The sequence below is a fragment of the Kamptonema formosum PCC 6407 genome, assembly GCF_000332155.1.
In the GTDB taxonomy this organism is placed as follows: Bacteria; Cyanobacteriota; Cyanobacteriia; order Cyanobacteriales; family Microcoleaceae; genus Kamptonema; species Kamptonema formosum.
Genome location: NZ_KB235904.1, coordinates 769,473 through 791,776, shown reverse-complemented (window position 1 = coordinate 791,776; position 22,304 = coordinate 769,473). Strand labels below are relative to the sequence as shown.

Here is a 22,304-nt window from a genome sequence, read left to right as displayed (position 1 = left end):
GTCGGCGGTAAGAGGAATAACTTGGGAACATCTCGATATTGCAGGAAGACCCCAGAAACCTGGTTTCTGTGTACTTCACTTATAGCAACCACCACAACGGTTAGGACACTCGCTCAGAGCATCGAACTTGACTCTCTTCCCCTCTTTCCCTTCTTTCCCTTCTTTTCCTTCTTTCCCTAGCCCCTAGCCCCTAGCCCCTAGCCCCTCTTAACCGCCTTGGCGGTTGCTATATTACCCACCAGCCAAAAACTTATCTAAATCCGGCACATCCACCCAAGTCCCAGTTACATTCGATTCGTGGGTCAAATCCATCAACAATTGAGAATAAACCCCCTCTTTCAAAGAAGGAACTAATGATTTGCCAGCATCTATTGCCTCAACCCACTTATCGACTACCCGCATAAATGCTGCAATTCTACCATCAGGATAAACTTGCGGAAACTCCAACCTTTCAGGAACTTTAATCTCCGCTAAAGATTCTCCTCCTTTACTTCCCCACAGACGAAAACCGTGTACATAATCCTGTTGATTATCGCTACCTAAAACTAACGTTCCATTACTTCCATAAACCTCTACCCAATGCCCGCGCCCTTGATAAGTAACAGAACTCAGACAAACTTGACAAGGCGTTCCGTCTGCTAATTCCAACATTAAAGTACAAGAATCATCAGCATCAACAGTTTTTAATTTACCGCCATCTTTGGGATCTGGGCGCGAGGTAATGCCTGTAATTAATTGCCCCGATAATCGCCGAATCGGGCCAAAAAGCCAACTAATATAATCAAAAGCATGGGAACCCGTCGCCCCTAACACACCGCCGCCTTTATCTTTTTGCGCGTACCAATTCCAAGGGCGAGAAGCATCGGCGCGACTCGATACTAACCAATCAATTTTAATTAACCGCTTTTCTCCTACATATTCCTCTGCTAACAATTCTGCTAGCATTTGCCAAGCTGGGATGAACCGAAACTCAAAATCCATCGTTGCCGTACAAGCTTTTGCTCTTGCCATTCGGTACAATTCTCTAGCTTCAATTGCTGTCAAAGTTGTTGGCTTTTCGAGTAACAAATGCTTGCCAGATTGCAATACTATTTTTGCCATTTCAGAATGCAAAAATGGTGGCGTTGAAATTGCCACTGCCTTGACTTCAGGCAAAGCCACTATATCTTCTATCGTATTAGCAGCATAAGGTATATTGTTAGCAGATGCGATCGCCTTCGCCTTATCTAAATCTCGATGATAAACAGCTACAACTTCCGTTCGTGGATGTGCTTGAAATGCGGGTAAATGTACTTTTTGACCGAAGCCAGTGCCTACAACGGCAATACTAATGGTAGATGACATAAGATAGTTATTTGAGAGAATAAATAGTAAGTAGGTAAATAATATAGGACTTAGGCATTACTTAGGTAACGCCGGCCTCTGGGAGGTCAAAGAACCGCCAGGAATTAGGCGTTACGGATAGTATACCAGCTATGTAATGCAGCTCTCTGGGGGGTATTGCGATCGCTCAGAGGGCTGTTGTACTGCGTGCGTAAGTCCTCAACTGAGGCTAATAGCGATCGCGATTTGTTGAATTTAACCTAAATTTAATCTATAATTAACCTTAATCCCTAGTCAGCAAAGTGACTAACCGTAGTTTTTTGAGTAATGAATTCAATATTTTTCAATTCTAGCGATTGGCAAAGTATAACTTTCAGGCTCAGTGTAGCTCTACTGGTCGGCGGCGCGATCGGCATTAACCGACAGCAACCAGGTAGACCGGCAGGCTTGAGAACTTTTATGATTGTAAGCTTAGGTGCAGCCATATTTGTCATGATTCCTTTGCAAATCGACAATGAAAATACCTCTTCCTCTACCAATGCTCTTAGCAGAACGCTCCAAGGTGTCGCTACAGGAGTAGGATTTCTAGGAGCCGGAATTATTCTCCAACAAAATCAGAATAAATTTGGTAGAACACAAGTTAAGGGGTTAACTTCCGCTGCTACAATTTGGCTAGCGGCTGGATTAGGAGCAGCCGCAGGTTGCGGTCTGTGGCGAATAAGCTTAATTGGAACAGTTTTTGCATTAGGAGTTCTCAGCGGAGTTAAGAAACTTGAGAAAGCTACTTTACTGCGCCGTCCTTATACTCAAAATCGCATCAAAACACGAGTGAAAGAAGCACCATCTAGCCAAGATATACAAGAGAAATAATTTAGAGGAAAATTAACTATGACCTATCTTGAAACTGCGGCAAAATTTTACAGTGAAGTTGCAGAAACTCCCCAAGTTGGACTTTGTTGCGTTCAAAGTAGTCCTTTGCAATTGCCAGGATTAATCATTCCTCAGTCAATGCAAGAGATGAATTATGGCTGTGGTACTACCGTCCACGCGGCGGAACTTGTAGGTAAACCAGTAGTTTTATATGTTGGTGTTGGCGGCGGTTTAGAAGCCTTGCAGTTTGCTTATTTTTCCCGGCGAAAAGCTGGAGTTATTGTTGTCGAACCTGTAGCCGCCATGCGAGAAGCTGCTCATCGTAACTTGCAACTTGCTGCTCAAGATAATGATTGGTTTGACCCTAGTTTTGTCGAAATTCGAGAAGGCGATGCTTTCGCTTTACCAGTAGCAGATGCTTCTGTAGATGTAGTAGCTCAAAATTGTCTATTTAATATCTTTGAACCTGCGGATTTAACTAAAGCTTTAAAAGAAGCTTATCGAGTATTAAAACCAGGTGGTAGATTGTTAATGAGCGATCCGATTGCTACTCGTCCTATTCCCCAACATTTGAGAGACGATGAACGATTGCGGGCGATGTGTTTATCGGGTGCTTTGACTTATGATGAATACGTACAACACCTGATTAATGTGGGTTTTGGTCAAGTGGAAATTAGGGCGCGGCGGTCTTATCGGTTATTGGATCGGGTGAGTTATAATTTAGATGCAGATTTGCTTTTAGAAAGTCTGGATTCTGTATCTTTTAAGGTATCAATTCCCGATGATGGGGCCTGTGTTTTTACGGGTAAAACAGCAATTTATAACGGGCTAGAAGAGTTTTTTGATGATGGAGAAGGTCATATACTTCAGCGGGGAGTTCCTGCGGCCGTGTGCGATAAAACTGCTGGGAAGTTAGGGGCGTTAATCCAGGATCGAGTGTTAATTACTGATTCAACTTGGCATTATAGTGGTGGGGGTTGTTGTTAGGTGTTTGATTAACAAAATAATGACAGAACTTAGGCAACTGGCACAATTAGTAGGGTGCGTCTGATACTACAACCCTGACGGTTTCGATCGATTTCTGTGTCTGACGCATCCTACAAGTAGATTCAAGTGTGACAATTGTGTAAGCCCTAAAAAATGAGATTGCCTATGCAGTTGAAAATCAATCCCTAATAGGGATTTAGTTTAATTGCGGCTCTAAAGCGGACATTGCTGGTTACGCTAAAGCAATTGTAGAGTTTCAATCCCTAATAGGGATTTAGTTTAATTGCGGCAACTGTCCCATTCTCAAGCTGCCTTCTGATGATGGTGTTTCAATCCCTAATAGGGATTTAGTTTAATTGCGGCTTTGCATTGGTCTTTGAAATGCCTGCTGTAGTGCCTGTTTCAATCCCTAATAGGGATTTAGTTTAATTGCGGCGCAAAACAAATGTCTAGCTTTATGGAAGGACTTGTATTCTATTTGGTTTCAATCCCTAATAGGGATTTAGTTTAATTGCGGCAAAATTCCCGTGATCGATAATACAGCCACGTGGAGTTTCAATCCCTAATAGGGATTTAGTTTAATTGCGGCTGATTCTCTGATAGTTTATCAATTGATTTCAGAAAAGTTTCAATCCCTAATAGGGATTTAGTTTAATTGCGGCGGAGGTTGTCACTACAGTTACTGATACCATTCCGTTGTTGTTTCAATCCCTAATAGGGATTTAGTTTAATTGCGGCTTATAGTCGGAAAGCACGGTTCAACTTTCTTATTGTTTCAATCCCTAATAGGGATTTAGTTTAATTGCGGCTTACCCTGATGTCCAATAATTCCAGTTATAGCCATATTTTAGGTTTCAATCCCTAATAGGGATTTAGTTTAATTGCGGCTTGAACTGTAACAGCTCCAGTTTGTCCAACCAAGTTTCAATCCCTAATAGGGATTTAGTTTAATTGCGGCAATAACAATAATAATTACCTTCTTTCAAGCCTGAAATATTCAGTTTCAATCCCTAATAGGGATTTAGTTTAATTGCGGCCCTCAGCAGAAATCTCTAAATATTGCAGCAGTTGGTTTCAATCCCTAATAGGGATTTAGTTTAATTGCGGCGCAAGTAGAAAATTTCTTTATTATCAAGGAAAAGCACGGTTTCAATCCCTAATAGGGATTTAGTTTAATTGCGGCTAGTTTATTTAGTTATTGTGTTTATAGGTTAGAAGTTTCAATCCCTAATAGGGATTTAGTTTAATTGCGGCTGATGCCAGTTAAATTAGGTACATCAGGCAAGGGAACGTTTCAATCCCTAATAGGGATTTAGTTTAATTGCGGGTAATACTCTTGAGAATGAACCTTGAATATTATCACGTTTCAATCCCTAATAGGGATTTAGTTTAATTGCGGCTCTAAATCTTGGGATAGGTTTCTTAAGCTTCGGTTTCAATCCCTAATAGGGATTTAGTTTAATTGCGGAAAGCAAATGGTACAGTCTTGATGATAGGGATGGTGGTTTCAATCCCTAATAGGGATTTAGTTTAATTGCGGCGCCGGTTTCTGAAAGCCTTACTATATTTAGTTTTCAAGGTGCGGTTTCGGGAATCTGATCTAAAAGTATCATTCCAGCCATCGACTTGTCAATACCCTCCTGCGATCTTTTTCTCAAATCCATACCCTGTAAAGGTTGCAGCCATTGCGGGAATCGTTTTTTTAGGTAAGGGGCATCAAACCCTTACAGCAGTTGCATTACAGCCGAAAAATTTGACACCCCAAAATTTACACCTACCGATTCCCGCAAACTAGACAAAATATACTCCTGTCTCAACCGTTAACAGTTAACAGTTAACAGTTAACCAAAATGCTTAATAATCGCATCCGCAAACTCCGAACACTTCAACTCAGGGACAGGCGGTTCCATCATTCGCGCCAAATCATAAGTCACTTCACCATTAGAAATCGCCGCCGCCAAACCCTTCTTAATCAACTCAGCCGCCTCCTGCCAACCGAGATATTCTAACATCATCACCCCCGACAAAATCAGCGAACCAGGATTAACCTTATCTAAACCCGCGTGTTTAGGTGCAGTCCCATGAGTTGCCTCAAAAATTGCACATTCATCCCCAATATTCGCCCCCGGCCCCATACCTAAACCGCCGACAATTGCGGCCGCCGCATCCGATAAATAATCACCATTCAAATTCATCGTCGCCAGAATCGAATACTCCGCCGGCCGCGTTTGAATCTGTTGGAAAATACTATCAGCAATCCGGTCATTGACCATGATCTTTTCCTTCCACTTCCCATCGCCATGACTTTCCCAAATAGCCGAGAGAACTTCCTCAACATCTTTGCAAATCTTGGCTTGCTTTTCAGGAGTTAAAGCATCATATCCCGGTTCAATCTGACGGGCATTATCTTCTAAACTAATCTCAGGATTCCGTTCCTTATTACTCAGAATCCAAGACTCCATCTCAGTCACGCACTCATTGCGAAACTCACTCTTTACCAATTCGTAACCCCAGTCACGAAAAGCACCTTCAGTGTATTTCATAATGTTGCCCTTATGCACTAAAGTCACCTGCTGCTTAGCCTTGGGCAACCTTAAAGCGTGCTTAATTGCCCGACGAATTAACCGCTGAGAACCTTTTTTACTAATCGGTTTAATCCCAATTCCCGAATCCAGAGGAATTTGTTTTTTCCCATGTTCAGGCGTAGCCGGAATTAACTCATTATTCAGCAAAGCAATTAATTTATTGCCGATTTCGCTGCCTTCTTTCCACTCAATCCCCAGGTAAATATCCTCTGTATTTTCCCGGTAAATAATCACATCCAGCAACTCAGGAGTTTTGTGCGGCGAAGGCGTTCCCGGATAATATTTACAAGGGCGAATGCAGGAATAAAGATCGTGATTTTGCCGCAAAGCTACATTCAGGGAACGAATACCCCCACCGATAGGAGTCGTCAAGGGCCCCTTAATTGCTACACCATATTCTTTAATTGCATTGCTAGTATCGGCGGGCAAATATTGGTAAGTACCGTAAACTTCGCAAGCTTCATCACCGGCATAAATCTTAAACCAATTGATTTTTTTCTTCCCACCGTAAGCTGTTTCTACCGCAGCGTCCATAACTTTCTGGGAAGCAGGCCAAAGGTCAACACCCGTCCCGTCGCCGCGAATGAAGGGAATAATTGGGTCGTCGGGGACGATGGGCTCCCCATCTTTGAATGTAATTTTAGAACCAGTTGTAGGGGCTGTAATTTTTTCGTACATACTTAGAAAGTGTGGATAGCAATGTTTTCTATTGTGTCACGACTTGGGAAATAGATATCAACAATTTATTTGAGATTTTATTTGTAATTTGTAGCATAGACAGCAGAAAAATCATTATCTTGTATTTTAGTTAAGGGGAAAGTGACAGTTGAATTTCTGAGGATTCTCCCAAAGCTTCATTAATTACTATTAATTTACCTTGACTATTACCTCCTAATTGTTGATTAGCATTGAGCAGTTCTATTCCGTAAATAGTTCCATCAGGAGCAATATCTATATTTAATTCTTCGCTAACTTGAACTGTTTCTACTTCTGTTGGTTTTTCTTTCAGGTAAATATAAGCAACATTGTATCTCGGATCGTAGGTCAGTTTCATAAGAACCTCTATTTAAAAATATTTGATAATTACAGTAATAACTAACCAATCTTCTGCAACCTTTTGAGCTATTGCTTCTACCTTCTTTGTAGCATATATCTTTCCTTGCCACTCTGCATTAAAGGGAAAGTTCCGCCTAAACCCCATTCTACCCAATTGAGCCGGAAATGTAGTACCGCTTTCGACCGTAGCAATAACTTCTGCCTCAGTTGCACCACGCTCAATTAATCTTGACTGAGCATGGGGATGTAGCCTAATGCTCATTTTTTTGCCTAACTAATTAATCAAGTAAAATTACTAAATTCCACCCCTCTTTACTCTTTCCGCATATTCTTCCTGACTACCCAAAGCGCAAACCAAATAATCAGAGAAAGCACTACAATCTTAGAAACAGGGCCCAAGTATTCATCAACTAAATCATAGTGATCTGCTAATTTATACCCCAGAAAAGTGAGAAAACTCACCCATAAAGTAGTGCCCAGAGTTGAGTAGATTAAAAATGGCACTAAGGGCATATTATTAATGCCAGCGGGTAAGGATATTAAAGTACGAACTCCTGGTACAAGACGGCATAAAAATACAGCTTTAGTACCGTGACGCTTAAACCACCTATCAGCTTTGTCGATATCGTGACCGGATACTGTAATCCATTTACCGTATTTATCAGCCAGATTTCGCAGACGTTCTTCGCCTAAGATTTTACCTGCATAGTACCAGGGAAATGCTCCTAAGACAGTACCAATTACTCCGGCCGCGATCGCGGGTGCAAACTGCATATCTCCTTTCGCGATCGTAAATCCTGCGAATGGCATAATTAATTCCGATGGAATCGGCGGAAAAAGATTTTCTAGAAACATCAAGAGTCCAATTCCTAGATAACCCAAGGATTGCATTGTATTAATTATCCACTCAGACATTTTTTTTAGTTAATTGTTAGTGGTTAGTGGTTAGTTGTTGGTTGTTACGTTGGTTGCTAATGCAATCTGAGGTGTTGCGAACGTAGTGAAGAAAACTAATACTATTTCTCTAAAATCATGCAAGACTCTTCGACCCCCCTAGCCCCCCTTGCAAAGGGGGGGACAAGAAGACTGTTGCATACTTTTTTGAAATTGGTATAAGTCCGAAGCAATCTCAATGGCCCTGCGATCGCTTCGCTTTGTCGCAATGACACCGTTAACAGTTAACAGTTAACAGTTAACCGTTAACAGTTAACCGCTAACAATTATGTGCCAGAAGTCCAAGAGTTCATGTACTCAATTTGTGCAGGAGTCAGGGTATCAATATTAATCCCCATTGCTTGCAACTTTAACCGTGCAATTTCTTTGTCAACATCAGCGGGGATAGAGTGAATACCGGCTTCCAATTTGCCTTTATTCTTGACCAGATATTCACAAGCCAAAGCTTGGTTAGCAAAGCTCATATCCATCACTGCGCTGGGGTGTCCTTCCGCAGCAGCCAAGTTAATTAAACGTCCTTCACCGAGTACGATTACTGACTTGCCATTCTTAAGGCGATACTCTTGAGTGAAAGGTCGCACAGTCCGCACTTCAGTAGCTTTTTCACCTAAAACTTTGAGGTCAATTTCAATGTCAAAGTGACCGGAATTACAAACCATTGCGCCGTCTTTCATTACGTCGAAATGTTCGCTACGAATGATGTGTTTATTGCCGGTAACTGTGATAAATAAATCTCCCACTGGTGCGGCTTCATCCATTGGCATGACGCGGAAACCGTCCATGACGGCTTCGATCGCGCGGATCGGATCGATTTCGGTAACGATCACATTTCCGCCCATACCGCGAGCCCGGAGTGCAGTACCTTTGCCACACCAGCCATAGCCTGCAACTACAATATTTTTGCCGGCTAACAGCACGTTGGTAGCGCGGATAATGCCATCTAAAGTAGATTGACCGGTGCCGTAGCGGTTGTCAAAGAAGTGCTTGGTATCCGCGTCGTTAACGTTCATTGCGGGGAAGGTGAGCACGCCGTCTCGGAACATGGCCCGCAGGCGGACGATCCCGGTGGTGGTTTCTTCGGTGGTACCGATCAGGTCGGAAATTTGGTTTTGACGATGTTGGATTAAACTAGCAACTACGTCGCTGCCATCGTCGATAATGATGTTGGGGCGGTGATCCAGGGCAATATTGACGTGGCGTTCGTAGGTGGCTGCGTCTTCGCCTTTGAGGGCAAATACTGGTATACCATAATCGGCTACAAGGCTAGCTGCTACGTCATCTTGGGTACTCAGCGGGTTGCTGGCGATCAGTACAGCGTCAGCGCCTCCGGCTTTGAGGGCGATCGCTAAGTGGGCCGTCTCAGTAGTTACGTGACAACAAGCCGCCAAGCGGATGCCAGTAAAGGGCTTTTCTTTGGCAAAACGGTCTCTAATTTGCCCCAAAACGGGCATTTCCCGGCCGGCCCATTCGATGCGTTGTTTTCCCAAGGGGGCAAGGGACAAGTCTTTGACTTCGTGCTTTAACTGGACAACTGTTGCCGTCATGTGATTTTTCAGAAAACGTTCAATGTTTAACTAGATTAACTCAGCGTGCAAAAAACTGGGAGAGCGAGCAAAGGATATTTGGATCTTTGAATCTCGATCGGCCCCTAGTCTGTAGTGGCGATCGCATTTGGCGCTGATTTTTTGGGTATCATCTTCCCAGGGTGCGATCGCACCTACAGATCCCGAAGACAAAAGCCCCGATCGAGTTCCCCGTCGCCAATTTTTAGCCTTCAGCCCTCAATAATTGATGTTTTTCACTGAATTTTTCATCAAACATGGTATTTTTTTTACATTTAGTAATATAAGGTTACAAAAAGTCATAAATTCTACGAGCGACATCATTATGAGTATCGTTATGATACGATATCGTACAAAATAATAACTACTTTCTTGAAGTCTTTGTAGTTTTTGGGTGTTTTCGCCATGTTAAAAAAGCTATTTCGGCAAAAAATTTTTAAGTTTCTGATCGGTGGTGGCGTAGCAGCAACAATAAATTTGCTTCTGATCTTTTGGATGATTGAAAAGCTAGGATTTAATACGCCTGTTTTACGCAATATCGCGAATGTAATATCAATTGAATTTTCGCTGTTAGCTAGTTTTTTCATCTATCGGATTTGGGTTTGGCCAGGAGGTGCGTGGACTATTCGAGAAGTATTGTGGCGACAAATTCCCTTGTACCATCTCTCGGCTGGCACTTCTGTCATTGCTCGCATCTTCCTTGTATTTCCTTTATTAGATTGGTTGAAAATCAATTATGCAGTTAATACCTTGATAGGTGTATTTTTGAGTGCGTCTATCAATTATTTAATCAGCGATCGATTAGTCTTTAAATCTCCCGTTCAATCTTCTAAGAGCCTACCCGATTTTTCTTCAGAAATATATTGTCCCGAAGGTTTAGCTCCTGCATTGGAAAATAGCTCTTCTCAACCAAGACAATATCAATTCCAAAAATTAACAAAAATCAAAGTTTTCTCAATTGTCATTCCTGCTCATAATGAAGAAGGTTGTATAGTCGAAACTGTTCAATCCATCACCCAATTACTAGAAGAAAAAGGGATTGATTACGAAATTATAATAGTTAACGATAACAGCCGCGATCGCACCGAAGAATTATCGCAGCAGCTAAATTCTCAAAATAGTAAAGTACGTTATATAAATAACTATTTGCCTAACGGCTTTGGTTTCGCTGTTCGCTGCGGATTAGAGAATTTTCAAGGAGATGCTGTCGCCATTGTCATGGCAGATAATTCTGATGCCCCGGAAAATATTATTGATTACTATTATAAACTGCAAGAAGGTTATGATTGTGTGTTTGGTTCTCGATTCATCAAAGGCGGTAAAGTTATTGATTATCCCACTCACAAGTTGCTCATCAACCGTTTAGCTAATTTATTTATTAAAATTCTATTTGGATTGAAGCTGAATGACACAACTAATGCCTTTAAGTCCTACCGCAGAGAAGTAATCGAAGGTATTTATCCTCTCCTATCTCATCATTTTAACTTGACAGTTGAAATGCCTCTTAAGTCCATTGTTCGGGGATATTCCTACACAATTATCCCGATCAGATGGCAAAATCGTAAAACAGGTGTATCTAAGCTAAAAATCAAAGAAATGGGAAGCCGCTATCTATTTGTGGTACTTTATATTTGGCTAGAAAAACATCTTTCTAGAGGAGATTATGTTCGCAAGCAACCTGAATTAAACAGCCTCAAAAAAATGAGATGATCGATCTTCATCAATCATTATTTAATCAAAAAATTGGTAGTTAAAAAAATGAATTATGCTATATAGTATAGTGATGTACGCAATACCAAATAGGTTCAATCTGATTATCTAGTTTTGTGGAAAATGACAATGCCTAGACTTTTACAAAGATTTGAAAGCTCTATTACTCATCAGTTATCTAAAACCCCGAAACTCGATGGACGTATCCTATTACTTGCAGTTTTAATTGTATATTTCCTGCCGATAGTTGTTGCTACAAGTTTTTTCTCTAATTACCCTAATTCATTGATTAAACTTCGTTTCATCTATCCATTAGTTCACAAGATGCTACCTCCCTTTGCCGATATGCGGGTAATCGCGGCTGGTGCTGAATGTATTCGATTAGGCTATGACGTTCTCGTTGAGAATCCCTGCGATCCTTGGAAGCGTCCGATGAACTATCCACGAATTTGGTCAATCCCTGCATCTTGGGGACTAGATCAAAGTCATACAGTTATTCTTGCCATCCTTTTCGGATTGCTATTTTTTATCTTAACCTTTGTTACTATCAAACGATTGAACTATATTGAAGCTTTGTTCTATGCACTAATTTTGTGTTCTCCTTCAGTAATGTTGGCTATAGAAAGGGGTAACAACGATCTAATTATTTTTAGTATTTTAGCTTTATCGTTACTAATAATGAAAAATAATGCCTTTATCTGGCGTTATTTCTCTTATATAATAATACTATTTGCTGCAATTTTAAAAATTTACCCCATTTTTGCTTTAATAACTTGTCTTAAAGAAAAAAAGCGAAATTTTACTTTTATTTTTATATCTATTTGGATCGCTTTTGGAATTTATATAATTACAGATTTGGAGAGTTTTAATCTTGTTAGTAAGACGACACCTAGAGCTACAAAGTTATCTTATGGGGGCAAGGTAATATTCGATATTATTTTTAATAATTTAGAGATATATTTTGATAATTTTTATAATGCTCAAATTCCCCAACTTTTTGAGAAAATCAAATTATTACTATTTGTCTTCACCATATTGTTATTCTTTTTCATGTCTTATTTATTAGCTAAGCGTACAGATGCTTTATCTCAAAATAATACACTCAATATCAATCAAATTGAAGCCTTTAGGATAGGAGCTAGTATATATATGGGAACTTTCTTAATAGGTAATAATTGGGACTATAGACTTATATTTTTATTATTTACTATTCCCCAAATCTTGGCTTGGTTAAAGACTGGAAGTCAGCTTACTTCCATCTCTAGTCTAGCATTAATGGCAATCATTTTAACCACTTGGTTGAGTAACCAAAGTCCCAAGATTTACTACTTAGATGAACTGCTCAATTGGTTATTGTTTCTATTCTTTACTTATGCGTTCATCTTAAGTTTACCAAAGTGGTTGAAAACTTATATATATTTTCAACCTAGAGAGTTTGAAACTAGCAATCAGTGAGGTAAAAAATATGAATAAACGAGTTTTGATAACTGGTGGTTCTGGATTTGTAGGCAGTTCCCTTGGTCTGGGACTAGCTCAACGTTATCCTGACTGGCAAATTACGGCCTTAGATAACCTAAAGCGACGGGGTTCTGAATTAAATTTACCCCGACTAAAGCAAGCAGGTATTAAGTTTGTTCATGGTGATATCCGAAATACAGAAGATTTAGACCCAGCGGTACTACAACCAGATTTAATTTTAGAATGCTCTGCCGAGCCATCAGTTTTAGCAGGATATGCTGCTCCTGGTTATGTCTTACAAACTAACTTAGTAGGAACCATTAACTGTTTAGAATTAGCTCGTCAAACTCAGGCAGATTTTATTTTTCTGTCTACAAGTCGGGTTTATCCCATTGCTTACCTCAATGCTATGGAATTTACAGAAGCAGAAACGCGCTTTCACCTCACAGAAAAACAGTCTTTATCAGGTGCATCCAGTCACGGTATTTCTGAAGAATTTCCTTTAGATAAAGCTCGCTCTCTCTATGGAGCGACCAAACTAGCCTCAGAATTACTGATTACTGAATATGCTGATGCTTACGGATTGAGAACTGTAATTAATCGCTGTGGAGTCCTCACTGGCCCCTGGCAAATGGGCAAAGTCGATCAAGGTATTTTTGCCTTGTGGATGGCATTTCACTACTTCCAAAAACCCTTAAAATACATCGGTTATGGAGGCACAGGTAAACAAGTCAGAGACTTTTTACACATAGCAGATTTACTAGACTTGATAGATTTACAAATTTACAATTTAGAAGCATTAAAAGGAGAGATTTTCAATGTTGGTGGTGGAATAAATAACACGCTTTCGCTTTATGAAACAACTCAGCTTTGCCAGGAGATTACGGGGCATAAAGTTCCGATCGATCCTATTGTAGAAAACCGCATCGGCGATGTTCCTATTTTTATTACAGACTCCCGCAAAGTGATTACTGCTACTGGATGGCAACCCAAAAGAGATGCTAAGATGACTCTGACAGAAATTTATGAGTGGATTTATGAATTTGAGGAATATGTCAGTGATATTTTTAATTAAAAAAGAGTTGGGTTTGGCTAGTGCTTCCCCCAACTTACAGTTAACGGTTAACAGTTAACCGTTAACCGTTAACAAAATTTAGTATTGAGGCACAGAAGGGTCAACTTCCTTACTCCAAGCAGTAATTCCACCCTTTACATTAATGCCGTCAATTCCAGCTTCTTTAAGGATGCCTAACGCCTTCGCGGATCTGCCACCCATTTTGCAATGTGCGATCAACCGATGGCCGTTCAACAATTCCTTAACCTTCTGAACACCGCCACCAGTTTCGAGATCTGGCAAAGGTACTAATACCGAACCGGGAATCTTAGCAATCTCATACTCGTTAGGATTGCGAACATCTAACAGCAGAAAATCACTCGCGCCGCTGTCGATTAACTCCTTAAGTTCCTTGACAGTCATCTCTGGAATTTCCATTTGTTGTAGATCCTCCTGTGCTTTTGCTTGAGGAATTCCGCAGAACTGTTCGTAGTCAATCAACTTCTCAATCTCTGGTCGCACTGGATTTGGCCGCAATTTTAACTCGCGGAACGTCATATCCAAGGCATTATAAAGTAACAATCTGCCGCTTAAAGTCTTACCTTGGCCTAAGATAATTTTGATAGTTTCTGTTGCTTGAATGCAGCCAACGACTCCGGGTAAAATTCCTAAAACACCGCCTTCCGCACAGGAAGGAACCATCCCAGGAGGAGGTGGTTCGGGGTACAAATCGCGATAATTAGGGCCATCTTGGTAATTAAAAACAGTAGCTTGCCCTTCAAATCTGAAGATAGAACCGTATACATTTGGCTTGTTCAGCAATACGCAAGCATCATTCACCAAATAGCGCGTCGGGAAGTTATCAGTACCATCCACGATGACATCATAAGGCGCGAGGATGTCGAGGGCATTTTCAGAACTCAAGCGAGTTTCGTAGAGGTCAACTTGACAAAAGGGATTGATTTCTAGAATCCTATTTTTAGCAGACTCAATCTTTGGCTTTCCTACCCAAGACGTTCCGTGAATTACCTGCCGTTGCAAGTTGGAACTGTCTACTATATCAAAATCTACGATGCCAATGCGCCCAATGCCAGCAGCAGCTAGGTATAGCAACAGGGGCGAACCAAGCCCACCAGTGCCAATGCACAATACGCTGGCAGCTTTGAGGCGTTTTTGCCCATCTAGCCCAACTTCTGGCAGGATTAAATGGCGCGAATAGCGTTCGTATTCTTCTTGTTTTAGTTGAATTTCACCCAGATTTGGATTTAGCATGACAGTTTATGTAGCGCAGCTCAATCTAAGATTATATCTAAATGTTTCGCATTACTTTGGCTATTTTAAATTTTCCTAATTATTTCTTAACCTGAGCTGATTGGAGGGTAATGATTTCCTCTGACTGAAAGTTACCCTCTCCGTCAAGGCTCCAATTGCGGAGGTCTTGGACTTTGCCTTGGTAAACTGAGGCTATGATGTAGGAGTATTGGGGCCAAGCTAAGGCGCGATCGCACTCGGAGGGAATTGCTGGATGTTCGGGGTGGGAGTGGTAAATGCCGATGATGGTAAGATGGCGATCGCGCCCCTGTTTCATCGCCTTTAACATCGCAGACGGCGCAATGACGAAGCGATCGCGCCTGCTACGCTCTAGCTTATCCCCGGATTCCATCTCTGGCAAAGCTTCCGCCACCTCTGGGTTCCAAGCATTTTCAGTTGGCCAAACTTCTACCAAGATTTTCACATCCCCAGCGATTTCTCCCATCAAGAAACCGCAACACTCATCAGGATAAGTGTTTTCTGCATGAGTCTGGATAGCTTGCAAATGTTTAGCAGTAACTTTTATAACCATATTTGATAACGCAAGGAAAAGGAAAAAGGAAGAAGGAAGAAGGAAGAAAAATTTAGTTATCTAGGAGATAAGGAAGAAGGAAAAATGTTTATACACTCAGCTTTTTAGCCATCCCGATCTTATGTTTAATTAGGTGGATTTAGTTATCTTGACGGTTGCTATATATGTCATTGCGAGCCAAGCGCAGCGCAGTTGCGAGGGTACGGATCTTGCCCGAAGCAATCGCAAGGTAAGGCTTTGAGCGCTCGCAATGACATATCCCAAGTAATTTGTTGGACATTGTATTAAGTCAAGTCCTACTTACTAAAATCAACCAGGAGTTTGCTGCAATTCTGGTCTTTCTTCAGCAACAATTGCCCCTGCCACTGGACAGACTTGCAGACAAATCCCGCAATCAATGCAAGTTTGAAAATCAATCCAATACCAATCAGTTCCCTTAACATTTTTGCCAGGCCCTTCATGAATACAGGCAACGGGACAAGCGTCTACACAATCAGCAACACCTTCGCAAATATTGGTAACGATAGTATGGGGCATATTTCCTTTGTTTGTTAGTGGTTAGTGGTTAATTATTAGTGTTAGCAGTTATAGCTACGATGCTCCGATGCTCCGATGCTCAGGACTAGGGAAGAAGAGAATAGAATTAAGGGTTTGAGGAAACCAGAATGCCCTAACCACCTTGCCGGTTGCTATAACTGTTAACCATTATTGTTAGCAGTTAACAGTTAACAGTTAACAGTTAACCATTAGCTAAGTCCCGGTTTCAATAGTCGGCAACCCTGCGGCATTAATCCAGACAACTTGACTAATACGGCGATTGCGAGCATATTCCCGCACTTCCTCGGCAGTTTCCCGCCCTCCTAAATCTACTTCAACTCGGACTAAAGGAGCAGACTCTCGAAGTTTTTGGGCATAGGAAAACGCCGCTGCATAAGCTTGGGGTGTTTCCGGTATTACTAACCAATCACTCCCAGGCGTTTCTCTGGGCAATTCTCCAGTATTTAACAGAATATAGTGCAAGTCTTCAATGTTAAATGAAAACCCGATTCCTGGGTAAGAAGTCCCTTCGGGATGATAGAGTCCCAACAGTCGATCGTATCGTCCGCCCTGTCCCAAAACTCGCTGTTCTCCCTCAGTATTGCTAACAATTTCAAACACAATACCAGTGTAGTAGTCAAATGTTTGAATCAAACTGAGGTCAAGATGGATTTGGAATGCGCCCTCCTGACTCTGACCAAGGGCAAGAGCAGTTTTAGATTGACATTCATTGAGCAAATCGACAAGAGATTTGAGATTATTTACCGCTTCTCGCTGCGATAAATCTAAATCCAGGTTAGCAACTATTGGTAGCACATCCTGTGGACGGCCTCGGAGGTCGAACAGCAAAAATGCCCTTTCCCGGAGTTCTGGGGACAGAGGCAACGTTTCTAGGGCAATACGGTCAAGATTTGCGATCGCACTCCTCACCCGATCTCGCACCTGCACCGGAAAGGGATCGAGAAGCTTCGCTGTCAAGCCAGCTTCCCCTAAAACCAAATGCCACCCACTCAACCCCAAGTTCTGCAAGCACTCGCACAGCAACAGCAAAATTTCCACATCCGCCGCGACACCGCCAGCGCCGAGTAATTCCACGCCAGCTTGATAAAATTCCTGCTGGCTACCGTGACCACCAAATCCCCGCCCTTTACGGAAAACATTCGCATTGTAGTAGAGGCGCTGCGGCCAAGCTGCGCTGTCCACCATGCGCGTTGCGGCTGCCCTAGCAATGGAAGCAGTCAACTCCGGTCGCAAGCCGAGTTCGCCATCTTCAGCATCTTGTAACTGAATTACCGTTGAACGTTGAACGGCTCCACCGGCCATTAAAGTATCCAACCGTTCAAGGGTAGAGGTAATAATTCGGTGATAGCCCCAGCGGTGAAAAACCTGCTGCAAGCGGCGTTCTATCGAGATTTTTTGGGCAACATCGAGGGGCAGTAGATCCCTTGCACCCGAAGGAGGTTGATGAACCATTCTAGAGGATTTTATTAATTGGTAATTGGCAAGTAAGGAAGAAGGAAGAAGGAAGAAGGAAGAAGGAAGAAGTTAAGAAGTAAGAAGTTAAGAAGTTAGAAGGCAAAAAAACTAACACAGAAAGCAGGCAAAATTTTCCCAGTTTCCTAGTTTCCCAGTTTCCCCATCTCCCCGTCTCCCCCTCTCAATTCTTCTTACCGCCGCCGAACAAGCCCCCGAAAAAGCCGCCGCTTTTAGGTGGATCGGTTTTTTTGCCAGATGCCGATTTTCCAGTGCTGGCCTGGGGTTTGGCTCCAGGCTTTTGGCCCTTCGTCGCCGTCGCTGGCTGTGCTGTTGCTTGTTCTAACTTTTTCTTGGCTTCTAAGGCCGTAGGTTCTTCGGGATTTAATTCTAAGGCTTTTTTAATCTCAATTTTTGCCATTGTTGCCTGTTTTTGCTCTAAATAACACATCCCTAGTAAGGCATGGCCTTTACTATGTTTGGGATCGCGATTTAAAGCTTCTTTTAATTCCAAAATTGCTTTAGCGTAGTTTTTGGTAGACATCAACCCCTCAACGCGGCGACAAGCTTGCTCTACAAAGGAGTCTTGGGCTTTCGGGGCTGCGGCTGGGGCTTTCGGTGCTGCTGAAGCAGGGGTTGTTGTCGCTGGAGCCGGCTGAGCCTGACTTGCTACTGGGCCTTTTTGCTCTTTCCGCAGTAGGTAAACCATATTCAGCTCGCTGATTTGAGCGATGATCTCCAGGCTGTCGCTGATGGATTCGTATTGCTTCTCAGCAAGTTCGGTGAGTGCTTTTTTGTAAGCTTCCTGAAAATCTTTGGCCGTAGTTAGCTGTTTGGCTGCTTCGCTTTCAAAGTGCAGGTTTTTTTGTTCTTTGATGGTGCGTTTGCCAATCATGTCCACTAGCAGACCGTATTCTTTGCGATCGCTTTCTTTGGAAAATTTGTTATAAGCGGGATTAACCACTTTTGACAAAAACTCATTCGCTTTGTTTTTCTCTGCTTGACTTTCAAAGGGACAAGTATCTGAGTGCAAGCGGCGAACTATTTTCATATACCGTTTGCGGATCTCGTTAAACTCAGCATCCAGGGGAACTCCCAGAATGGCGTGCTGATCTGTAAAGTCAAATTTGAACAACCCTTTTGTGATTTGAATAGACATGATATTTCTATCCCTTCCCTCGCTTTCCACTATACCTTTAATCTAACTTCAAAAATTAAACATTAAGAACTAAAAAATAAAGATTCAATGAAGAATTAAAATTTTAATGAAAAATCGAATTAAGAACTAAAAGGAAGCAAAGATCGCTTATGGGCGATCGCTTAGGATCGATCGCTTGCTTTGGGAACACTTGGCCACGATGATAGTGGAGGAACTCCCTGCAAAGCATCGCGGATCTGGTCGTGAATGCGACCGTTGCTGCCCAAAATCCGACCGGACTTAATCTGTAGGGGGCTACCATCATAAGCTGTGACTTGGCCTCCTGCTTCTAAGAGTATCACTATACCTGCGGCCATGTCCCAAGGTGAAAGTCCTCTCTCCCAGTATCCATCTAAGCGACCACAGGCGACGTGGGCGAGGTCGAGGGAGGCGGAACCGCTACGCCGCACGCCTTGGGTGAGGTGGGTCAGGTGACAAAATTCGGCATAGTTATTATCGGCTGTTTCGTGGCGATCGTAGGCAAAGCCAGTTACGAGTAAGCTTTTGCTCAATTCTGAGATTTTGGAGACTTGGATAGGGCGGCGGTTGCGGGTTGCTCCTAAGCCGGTGGCGGCTCGAAACAGTTCGTTATGAAAGGGGTCAAAAATCGCGCCGACTTGGGGCACGTCGTCAATTAGTAGTCCAATGGAGGCGGCTGAGAAGGGATATTGATGAGCATAATTAGTAGTGCCATCCAGAGGATCGATCGCCCAGAGGTATTTGCTGGTTCTGTCGCCGAGGGAGCCGGATTCTTCGGTGAGGATACCGTGTGTGGGTACGTGGCGGCGAAGTACATCGAGGATGGCGACTTCGGCGGCTTTATCTGCTTCTGTGACTAAATCACCAGGACGGCCTTTTTCTTGAATTTCTTCTAATTTGCCCCAGTATGCTTGCAGTACGGCTCCAGCAGCGAGGGCAGCTTCGGTGGCGATGTCTAAAAGGTTTTGCAGTTCGTCGGCGGACATAATTTAATTGTTAACTGTTAACTGTTAACTGTTAACTGTTACCTGTTAACTGTCAACTGTTAATGGGTAATTGGTAATTGCTAATTGGTAATTGCTAATTGCTAATTGCACATCCTCCCCATCTCCCCTATCTCCCCCATCCTCCCCATCCTCCCCATCTCCCCTATCCTCCCCATCTCCCCCGCTCCCCCGCTCCCCCGCTCCCCCGCTCCCCACTCTCCCCGCTCCCCGCTCCCCCGCTCCCCCGCTCCCCCGCCCCCTATTTCCGATTCTGATTTCTAAACTCTGCGGGGGTTTGGCGCATGGGTTGTTCGGGGTTCCAAATGCCGCGCCCCATGAGTCTGGCCCATTCCTGGGCGTTGGCGAGGCGCTGTTTGTGTTTGGTGTTGGGCGATCGCGCTACGACTAAAGCATATCCTTCTTTGACTAGCTGTTCGTTGAGGAGGTCTTTTCCTCGCCAAAGATAAGCTAGTTTGCGATCGTATCGATCTTGAGCTTGGGCATCGGATTCTAATAATATCTCTTGTCCGCCGATCAGTTGTTCTAGTTTTTGTCTGGCATCCGGGCCCCAAGGCTGCTGTTTTAAGTCGGGGGCTTCTATACCGATGAGCCGGACTTGCTCTAGTATGGGGGTTTGGTCGGCAAAGCCTGCGATTTCGATAGTTTGTCCGTTGACTACTCGCTGTACTTTGACAATTGAGCCTTGGGGGATTTCTGTTTCTGGGGGTTCTTCGCAGCTAGCTAAAAGTAGGCAAAGGGCGATCGCGAATAACCCATAAATAATTATCTGCGTTACTCTCCAGGCGATCGGCTCTGTCTGGTCAAGATTTTTTACTACTATGCCCATACTGCTTTAATCTTCATCTAGCGGCAATCCTACTTTGACTTTGCCTTTGCCGAAGTATTGGCCGAATTGGAGTTCGTAGACTTCATCTTCGTCTTGGGTTTCTACTTCTATGTCACAGCAGGGATAGCTGACGCACAATAGAGCATAACCCTGTTTTTGCAGTTCAACAGACAGACCCATTGCTTCTGGCTGATGGACTTCGCCGGCTAGGAGGCGCACGGCGCAGGTGGTGCAGGCTCCGTTGCGGCAGGAGAAGGGGAGATCGACTCCTTGGTTTTCGGCGCTGTGGAGGATGTAGCGGTCTTCTGGGACTTGGACGGTGCGGCGATCGCCTGTCTGTCTGTTATAAATCTTAATGCTGTAAGAACGTGCCATAGCGATTTTAAGGTTGAGATTTTTTCGAGGTGGATGCGGACAAAAGTATTGGTATAATTGGGTTTAGACTGTTTTATGAGTCTGTCGGTGAGGGCATAAATTTCACTGAAGCACTACCCTACCCACATTAAACAGCAAATTTATGCCAAAGTATCTTGCCAGATAGATGTTTGTTCTGCTACCATAGTTTTCTTGTGGCTGAAATTTTGATTTCTGCCTTGGAGAGGTGGCCGAGTGGTTGAAGGCGCAGCACTGGAAATGCTGTTTAGGGCAACTTAACGAGGGTTCGAATCCCTCCCTCTCCGTTATAAAAATACAATAAATCTATATCTCACTTAAGGTAAGTTAAGGTTTAAGTGAGATATAGATTTATTTTTTAACAGTTACAGTTATCGCAAACTTCTTGGCAGTTAATAAGTAAATCAACCCTATTTAAACCAGTAATAATTGGTAATATTTCACAACTAATCGATATTGTTACTGTTAGCTTAGGCATTTCTAGTACGACTAATTGTCCATGTGCAGAAGCCTTTCCAGAAATGCTCGTAGGACAAGCCGATAAAGCCGTCTACATTGCGAAAAATCATGGTTGTAATCGGTGGGCTTTCTAATAAACAGGATCTATTTTACGGATGTGTTATAGATCACACAAGCTCCCAAAAAAAACTATTAAGCTTGAGTAGAGAATAGATAATAGCAATGATAAAGACCTCTCGCTTCTTAATCTTATTTAGCTGTGTAGTTGCCTTCTGCTTCTGGCTAGGAAGTTGCACCAATCCCATGCCCGCGAAGGCAGTTTCCCTCAACTTTGCTTCAACTCCACCGTATAGAGATGTATTGATTGAACTTGAAAGACAATATCGGCAAGAAAAGTTTAATGTTACTATTAACTATACCTTTTCTGGAGCAACTGCACTGAGAGATCGTATTGAACAGGGAGAGTCATTTGACATCTTTCTAGTTACCTCTAACCTAGTAATAGATGATTTGCAAAAAAAAGGTCTATTGTTAGAGGAAACTATCAAAAATTTAGTCTCTACACAAATGGTCTTAATTGTTCCGGCTGATTCTTCGCTAGCGATCGGGGACTTTAAGGACTTAACTAGCGATCGCATTAAAACAATCGCGATGGGGACACAAAGGCTGGGAGTTGGTCAACACACCAAAGAGATTTTGACTAATCTAGGGATTTTTCAGCAGGTTCAATCTAAAGCTGTATGGGCGAATGTTGAAAGCCGGGAAATCACCAAAGCAGTGGAAAGCAAACAAGCAGATGTAGGTATTACTTTTCTACCCGAAGCTAAGTCATCTAAGAAACTCAAAACCGCCGCGATTGCTCCTACTGATTCCCACAAACCAATTTTTGCAAGGCTGGCTGTCCTTAAGAATAGCCAGAACCCTGTAGAAGCAAAAGAATTCATTGAATTTCTCACAAGTAGCAAAGCAATGTCAATATTTGAGAAATATGGTTTTACTGCTATCTCACCTTCGTCTAAGTCTTGAGCTG

The 22,304-nt window shown here is 42.7% G+C and carries 22 protein-coding genes, 1 tRNA gene and 1 CRISPR repeat array; of the genes, 7 read left to right on the top strand and 16 right to left on the bottom strand.

Annotation, left to right across the window (positions count from 1 at the left end):
• Positions 1-231: 231 nt before the first annotated feature.
• Positions 232-1,344 carry a Gfo/Idh/MocA family protein gene (locus OSCIL6407_RS0120415; RefSeq protein WP_007358442.1) on the bottom strand — a complete coding sequence of 371 codons (1,113 nt, stop codon included), beginning with the start codon at positions 1,342-1,344 and terminating at the stop codon, positions 232-234.
• 306 nt (positions 1,345-1,650) lie between these two features.
• Between OSCIL6407_RS0120415 and OSCIL6407_RS0120410 the strand changes: the two genes are divergently transcribed.
• Both OSCIL6407_RS0120410 and arsM read left to right on the top strand, forming a co-directional pair.
• Positions 1,651-2,193, top strand: a complete 543-nt coding sequence (locus OSCIL6407_RS0120410) for an MgtC/SapB family protein (RefSeq protein WP_007358443.1) — start codon at positions 1,651-1,653, stop codon at positions 2,191-2,193.
• 18 nt (positions 2,194-2,211) lie between these two features.
• Positions 2,212-3,180 (top strand): arsenosugar biosynthesis arsenite methyltransferase ArsM, encoded by a 969-nt coding sequence (gene arsM / locus OSCIL6407_RS0120405; protein ID WP_007358444.1) that lies wholly within the window; start codon positions 2,212-2,214, stop codon positions 3,178-3,180.
• Between the two features lie 175 nt (positions 3,181-3,355).
• Positions 3,356-4,721: a CRISPR direct-repeat array (repeat unit 37 nt; unit sequence GTTTCAATCCCTAATAGGGATTTAGTTTAATTGCGGC).
• 300 nt (positions 4,722-5,021) lie between these two features.
• On the opposite strand, the gene OSCIL6407_RS0120395 is transcribed toward arsM, so the two are convergent.
• From OSCIL6407_RS0120395 to OSCIL6407_RS35500, 6 genes are all read right to left on the bottom strand, one after another.
• Positions 5,022-6,443 (bottom strand): NADP-dependent isocitrate dehydrogenase, encoded by a 1,422-nt coding sequence (locus tag OSCIL6407_RS0120395; protein WP_007358445.1) that lies wholly within the window; start codon positions 6,441-6,443, stop codon positions 5,022-5,024.
• 130 nt (positions 6,444-6,573) lie between these two features.
• The gene (locus tag OSCIL6407_RS0120390) at positions 6,574-6,819 is read right to left on the bottom strand and encodes a DUF2283 domain-containing protein (protein WP_007358446.1); all 246 of its coding nucleotides are present in this window, start codon (positions 6,817-6,819) and stop codon (positions 6,574-6,576) included.
• A gap of 12 nt (positions 6,820-6,831) precedes the next feature.
• Entirely contained in the window at positions 6,832-7,083 is a 252-nt protein-coding gene (locus OSCIL6407_RS0120385) for a hypothetical protein (RefSeq protein WP_007358447.1), read from the bottom strand.
• A 50-nt stretch (positions 7,084-7,133) separates the two neighbouring features.
• Positions 7,134-7,736, bottom strand: a complete 603-nt coding sequence (locus OSCIL6407_RS0120380; RefSeq protein ID WP_007358448.1) for a DedA family protein — start codon at positions 7,734-7,736, stop codon at positions 7,134-7,136.
• Between the two features lie 305 nt (positions 7,737-8,041).
• Positions 8,042-9,319 (bottom strand): adenosylhomocysteinase, encoded by a 1,278-nt coding sequence (gene ahcY / locus OSCIL6407_RS0120375; protein WP_007358449.1) that lies wholly within the window; start codon positions 9,317-9,319, stop codon positions 8,042-8,044.
• A 30-nt stretch (positions 9,320-9,349) separates the two neighbouring features.
• A complete protein-coding gene (locus OSCIL6407_RS35500) occupies positions 9,350-9,511 on the bottom strand; it encodes a hypothetical protein (RefSeq protein ID WP_019487606.1) in 162 nt (53 codons plus the stop codon).
• A gap of 231 nt (positions 9,512-9,742) precedes the next feature.
• Here OSCIL6407_RS35500 and OSCIL6407_RS0120365 point away from each other — a divergent pair, with 231 nt between their 5' ends.
• From OSCIL6407_RS0120365 to OSCIL6407_RS0120355, 3 genes are all read left to right on the top strand, one after another.
• Positions 9,743-11,047, top strand: a complete 1,305-nt coding sequence (locus OSCIL6407_RS0120365; RefSeq protein WP_007358451.1) for a glycosyltransferase — start codon at positions 9,743-9,745, stop codon at positions 11,045-11,047.
• 123 nt (positions 11,048-11,170) lie between these two features.
• Positions 11,171-12,502, top strand: a complete 1,332-nt coding sequence (locus tag OSCIL6407_RS0120360) for a hypothetical protein (RefSeq protein WP_157135596.1) — start codon at positions 11,171-11,173, stop codon at positions 12,500-12,502.
• Positions 12,503-12,512: 10 nt separating this feature from the next.
• Positions 12,513-13,580, top strand: a complete 1,068-nt coding sequence (locus tag OSCIL6407_RS0120355; RefSeq protein WP_007358453.1) for an NAD-dependent epimerase/dehydratase family protein — start codon at positions 12,513-12,515, stop codon at positions 13,578-13,580.
• Between the two features lie 78 nt (positions 13,581-13,658).
• Here OSCIL6407_RS0120355 and moeB read toward each other — a convergent pair whose 3' ends face one another.
• The 9 genes from moeB to OSCIL6407_RS0120310 all read right to left on the bottom strand — a co-directional run bounded on the left by moeB (position 13,659) and on the right by OSCIL6407_RS0120310 (position 20,797).
• Entirely contained in the window at positions 13,659-14,831 is a 1,173-nt protein-coding gene (gene moeB / locus OSCIL6407_RS0120350; RefSeq protein WP_007358454.1) for a molybdopterin-synthase adenylyltransferase MoeB, read from the bottom strand.
• Positions 14,832-14,910: 79 nt separating this feature from the next.
• On the bottom strand, positions 14,911-15,402 hold the full coding sequence (locus OSCIL6407_RS0120345) for a Mov34/MPN/PAD-1 family protein (protein ID WP_007358455.1): 492 nt from the start codon (positions 15,400-15,402) through the stop codon (positions 14,911-14,913).
• Between the two features lie 309 nt (positions 15,403-15,711).
• Positions 15,712-15,939 (bottom strand): indolepyruvate ferredoxin oxidoreductase subunit alpha, encoded by a 228-nt coding sequence (locus OSCIL6407_RS0120340; RefSeq protein WP_007354701.1) that lies wholly within the window; start codon positions 15,937-15,939, stop codon positions 15,712-15,714.
• A 213-nt stretch (positions 15,940-16,152) separates the two neighbouring features.
• Complete coding sequence (locus OSCIL6407_RS0120335) at positions 16,153-17,412, bottom strand: ATP phosphoribosyltransferase regulatory subunit (protein WP_007354702.1); 1,260 nt, start codon at positions 17,410-17,412, stop codon at positions 16,153-16,155.
• A 184-nt stretch (positions 17,413-17,596) separates the two neighbouring features.
• Positions 17,597-18,571, bottom strand: coding sequence for a J domain-containing protein (locus OSCIL6407_RS0120330; protein WP_007356488.1), 975 nt, complete (start codon positions 18,569-18,571; stop codon positions 17,597-17,599).
• A 161-nt stretch (positions 18,572-18,732) separates the two neighbouring features.
• Complete coding sequence (locus OSCIL6407_RS0120325; RefSeq protein WP_007356489.1) at positions 18,733-19,575, bottom strand: inositol monophosphatase family protein; 843 nt, start codon at positions 19,573-19,575, stop codon at positions 18,733-18,735.
• Between the two features lie 45 nt (positions 19,576-19,620).
• Positions 19,621-19,791 carry a hypothetical protein gene (locus OSCIL6407_RS33535; RefSeq protein ID WP_019487604.1) on the bottom strand — a complete coding sequence of 57 codons (171 nt, stop codon included), beginning with the start codon at positions 19,789-19,791 and terminating at the stop codon, positions 19,621-19,623.
• Between the two features lie 43 nt (positions 19,792-19,834).
• Positions 19,835-20,422 (bottom strand): thermonuclease family protein, encoded by a 588-nt coding sequence (locus OSCIL6407_RS0120315; protein WP_019487603.1) that lies wholly within the window; start codon positions 20,420-20,422, stop codon positions 19,835-19,837.
• A 6-nt stretch (positions 20,423-20,428) separates the two neighbouring features.
• Complete coding sequence (locus tag OSCIL6407_RS0120310; protein ID WP_007353149.1) at positions 20,429-20,797, bottom strand: 2Fe-2S iron-sulfur cluster-binding protein; 369 nt, start codon at positions 20,795-20,797, stop codon at positions 20,429-20,431.
• 220 nt (positions 20,798-21,017) lie between these two features.
• Here OSCIL6407_RS0120310 and OSCIL6407_RS0120305 point away from each other — a divergent pair.
• Positions 21,018-21,102, top strand: a tRNA-Ser gene (locus tag OSCIL6407_RS0120305).
• A gap of 394 nt (positions 21,103-21,496) precedes the next feature.
• Positions 21,497-22,300 (top strand): molybdate ABC transporter substrate-binding protein, encoded by an 804-nt coding sequence (gene modA / locus OSCIL6407_RS0120295; protein WP_234708689.1) that lies wholly within the window; start codon positions 21,497-21,499, stop codon positions 22,298-22,300.
• The last annotated feature ends 4 nt before the right edge of the window (positions 22,301-22,304 follow it).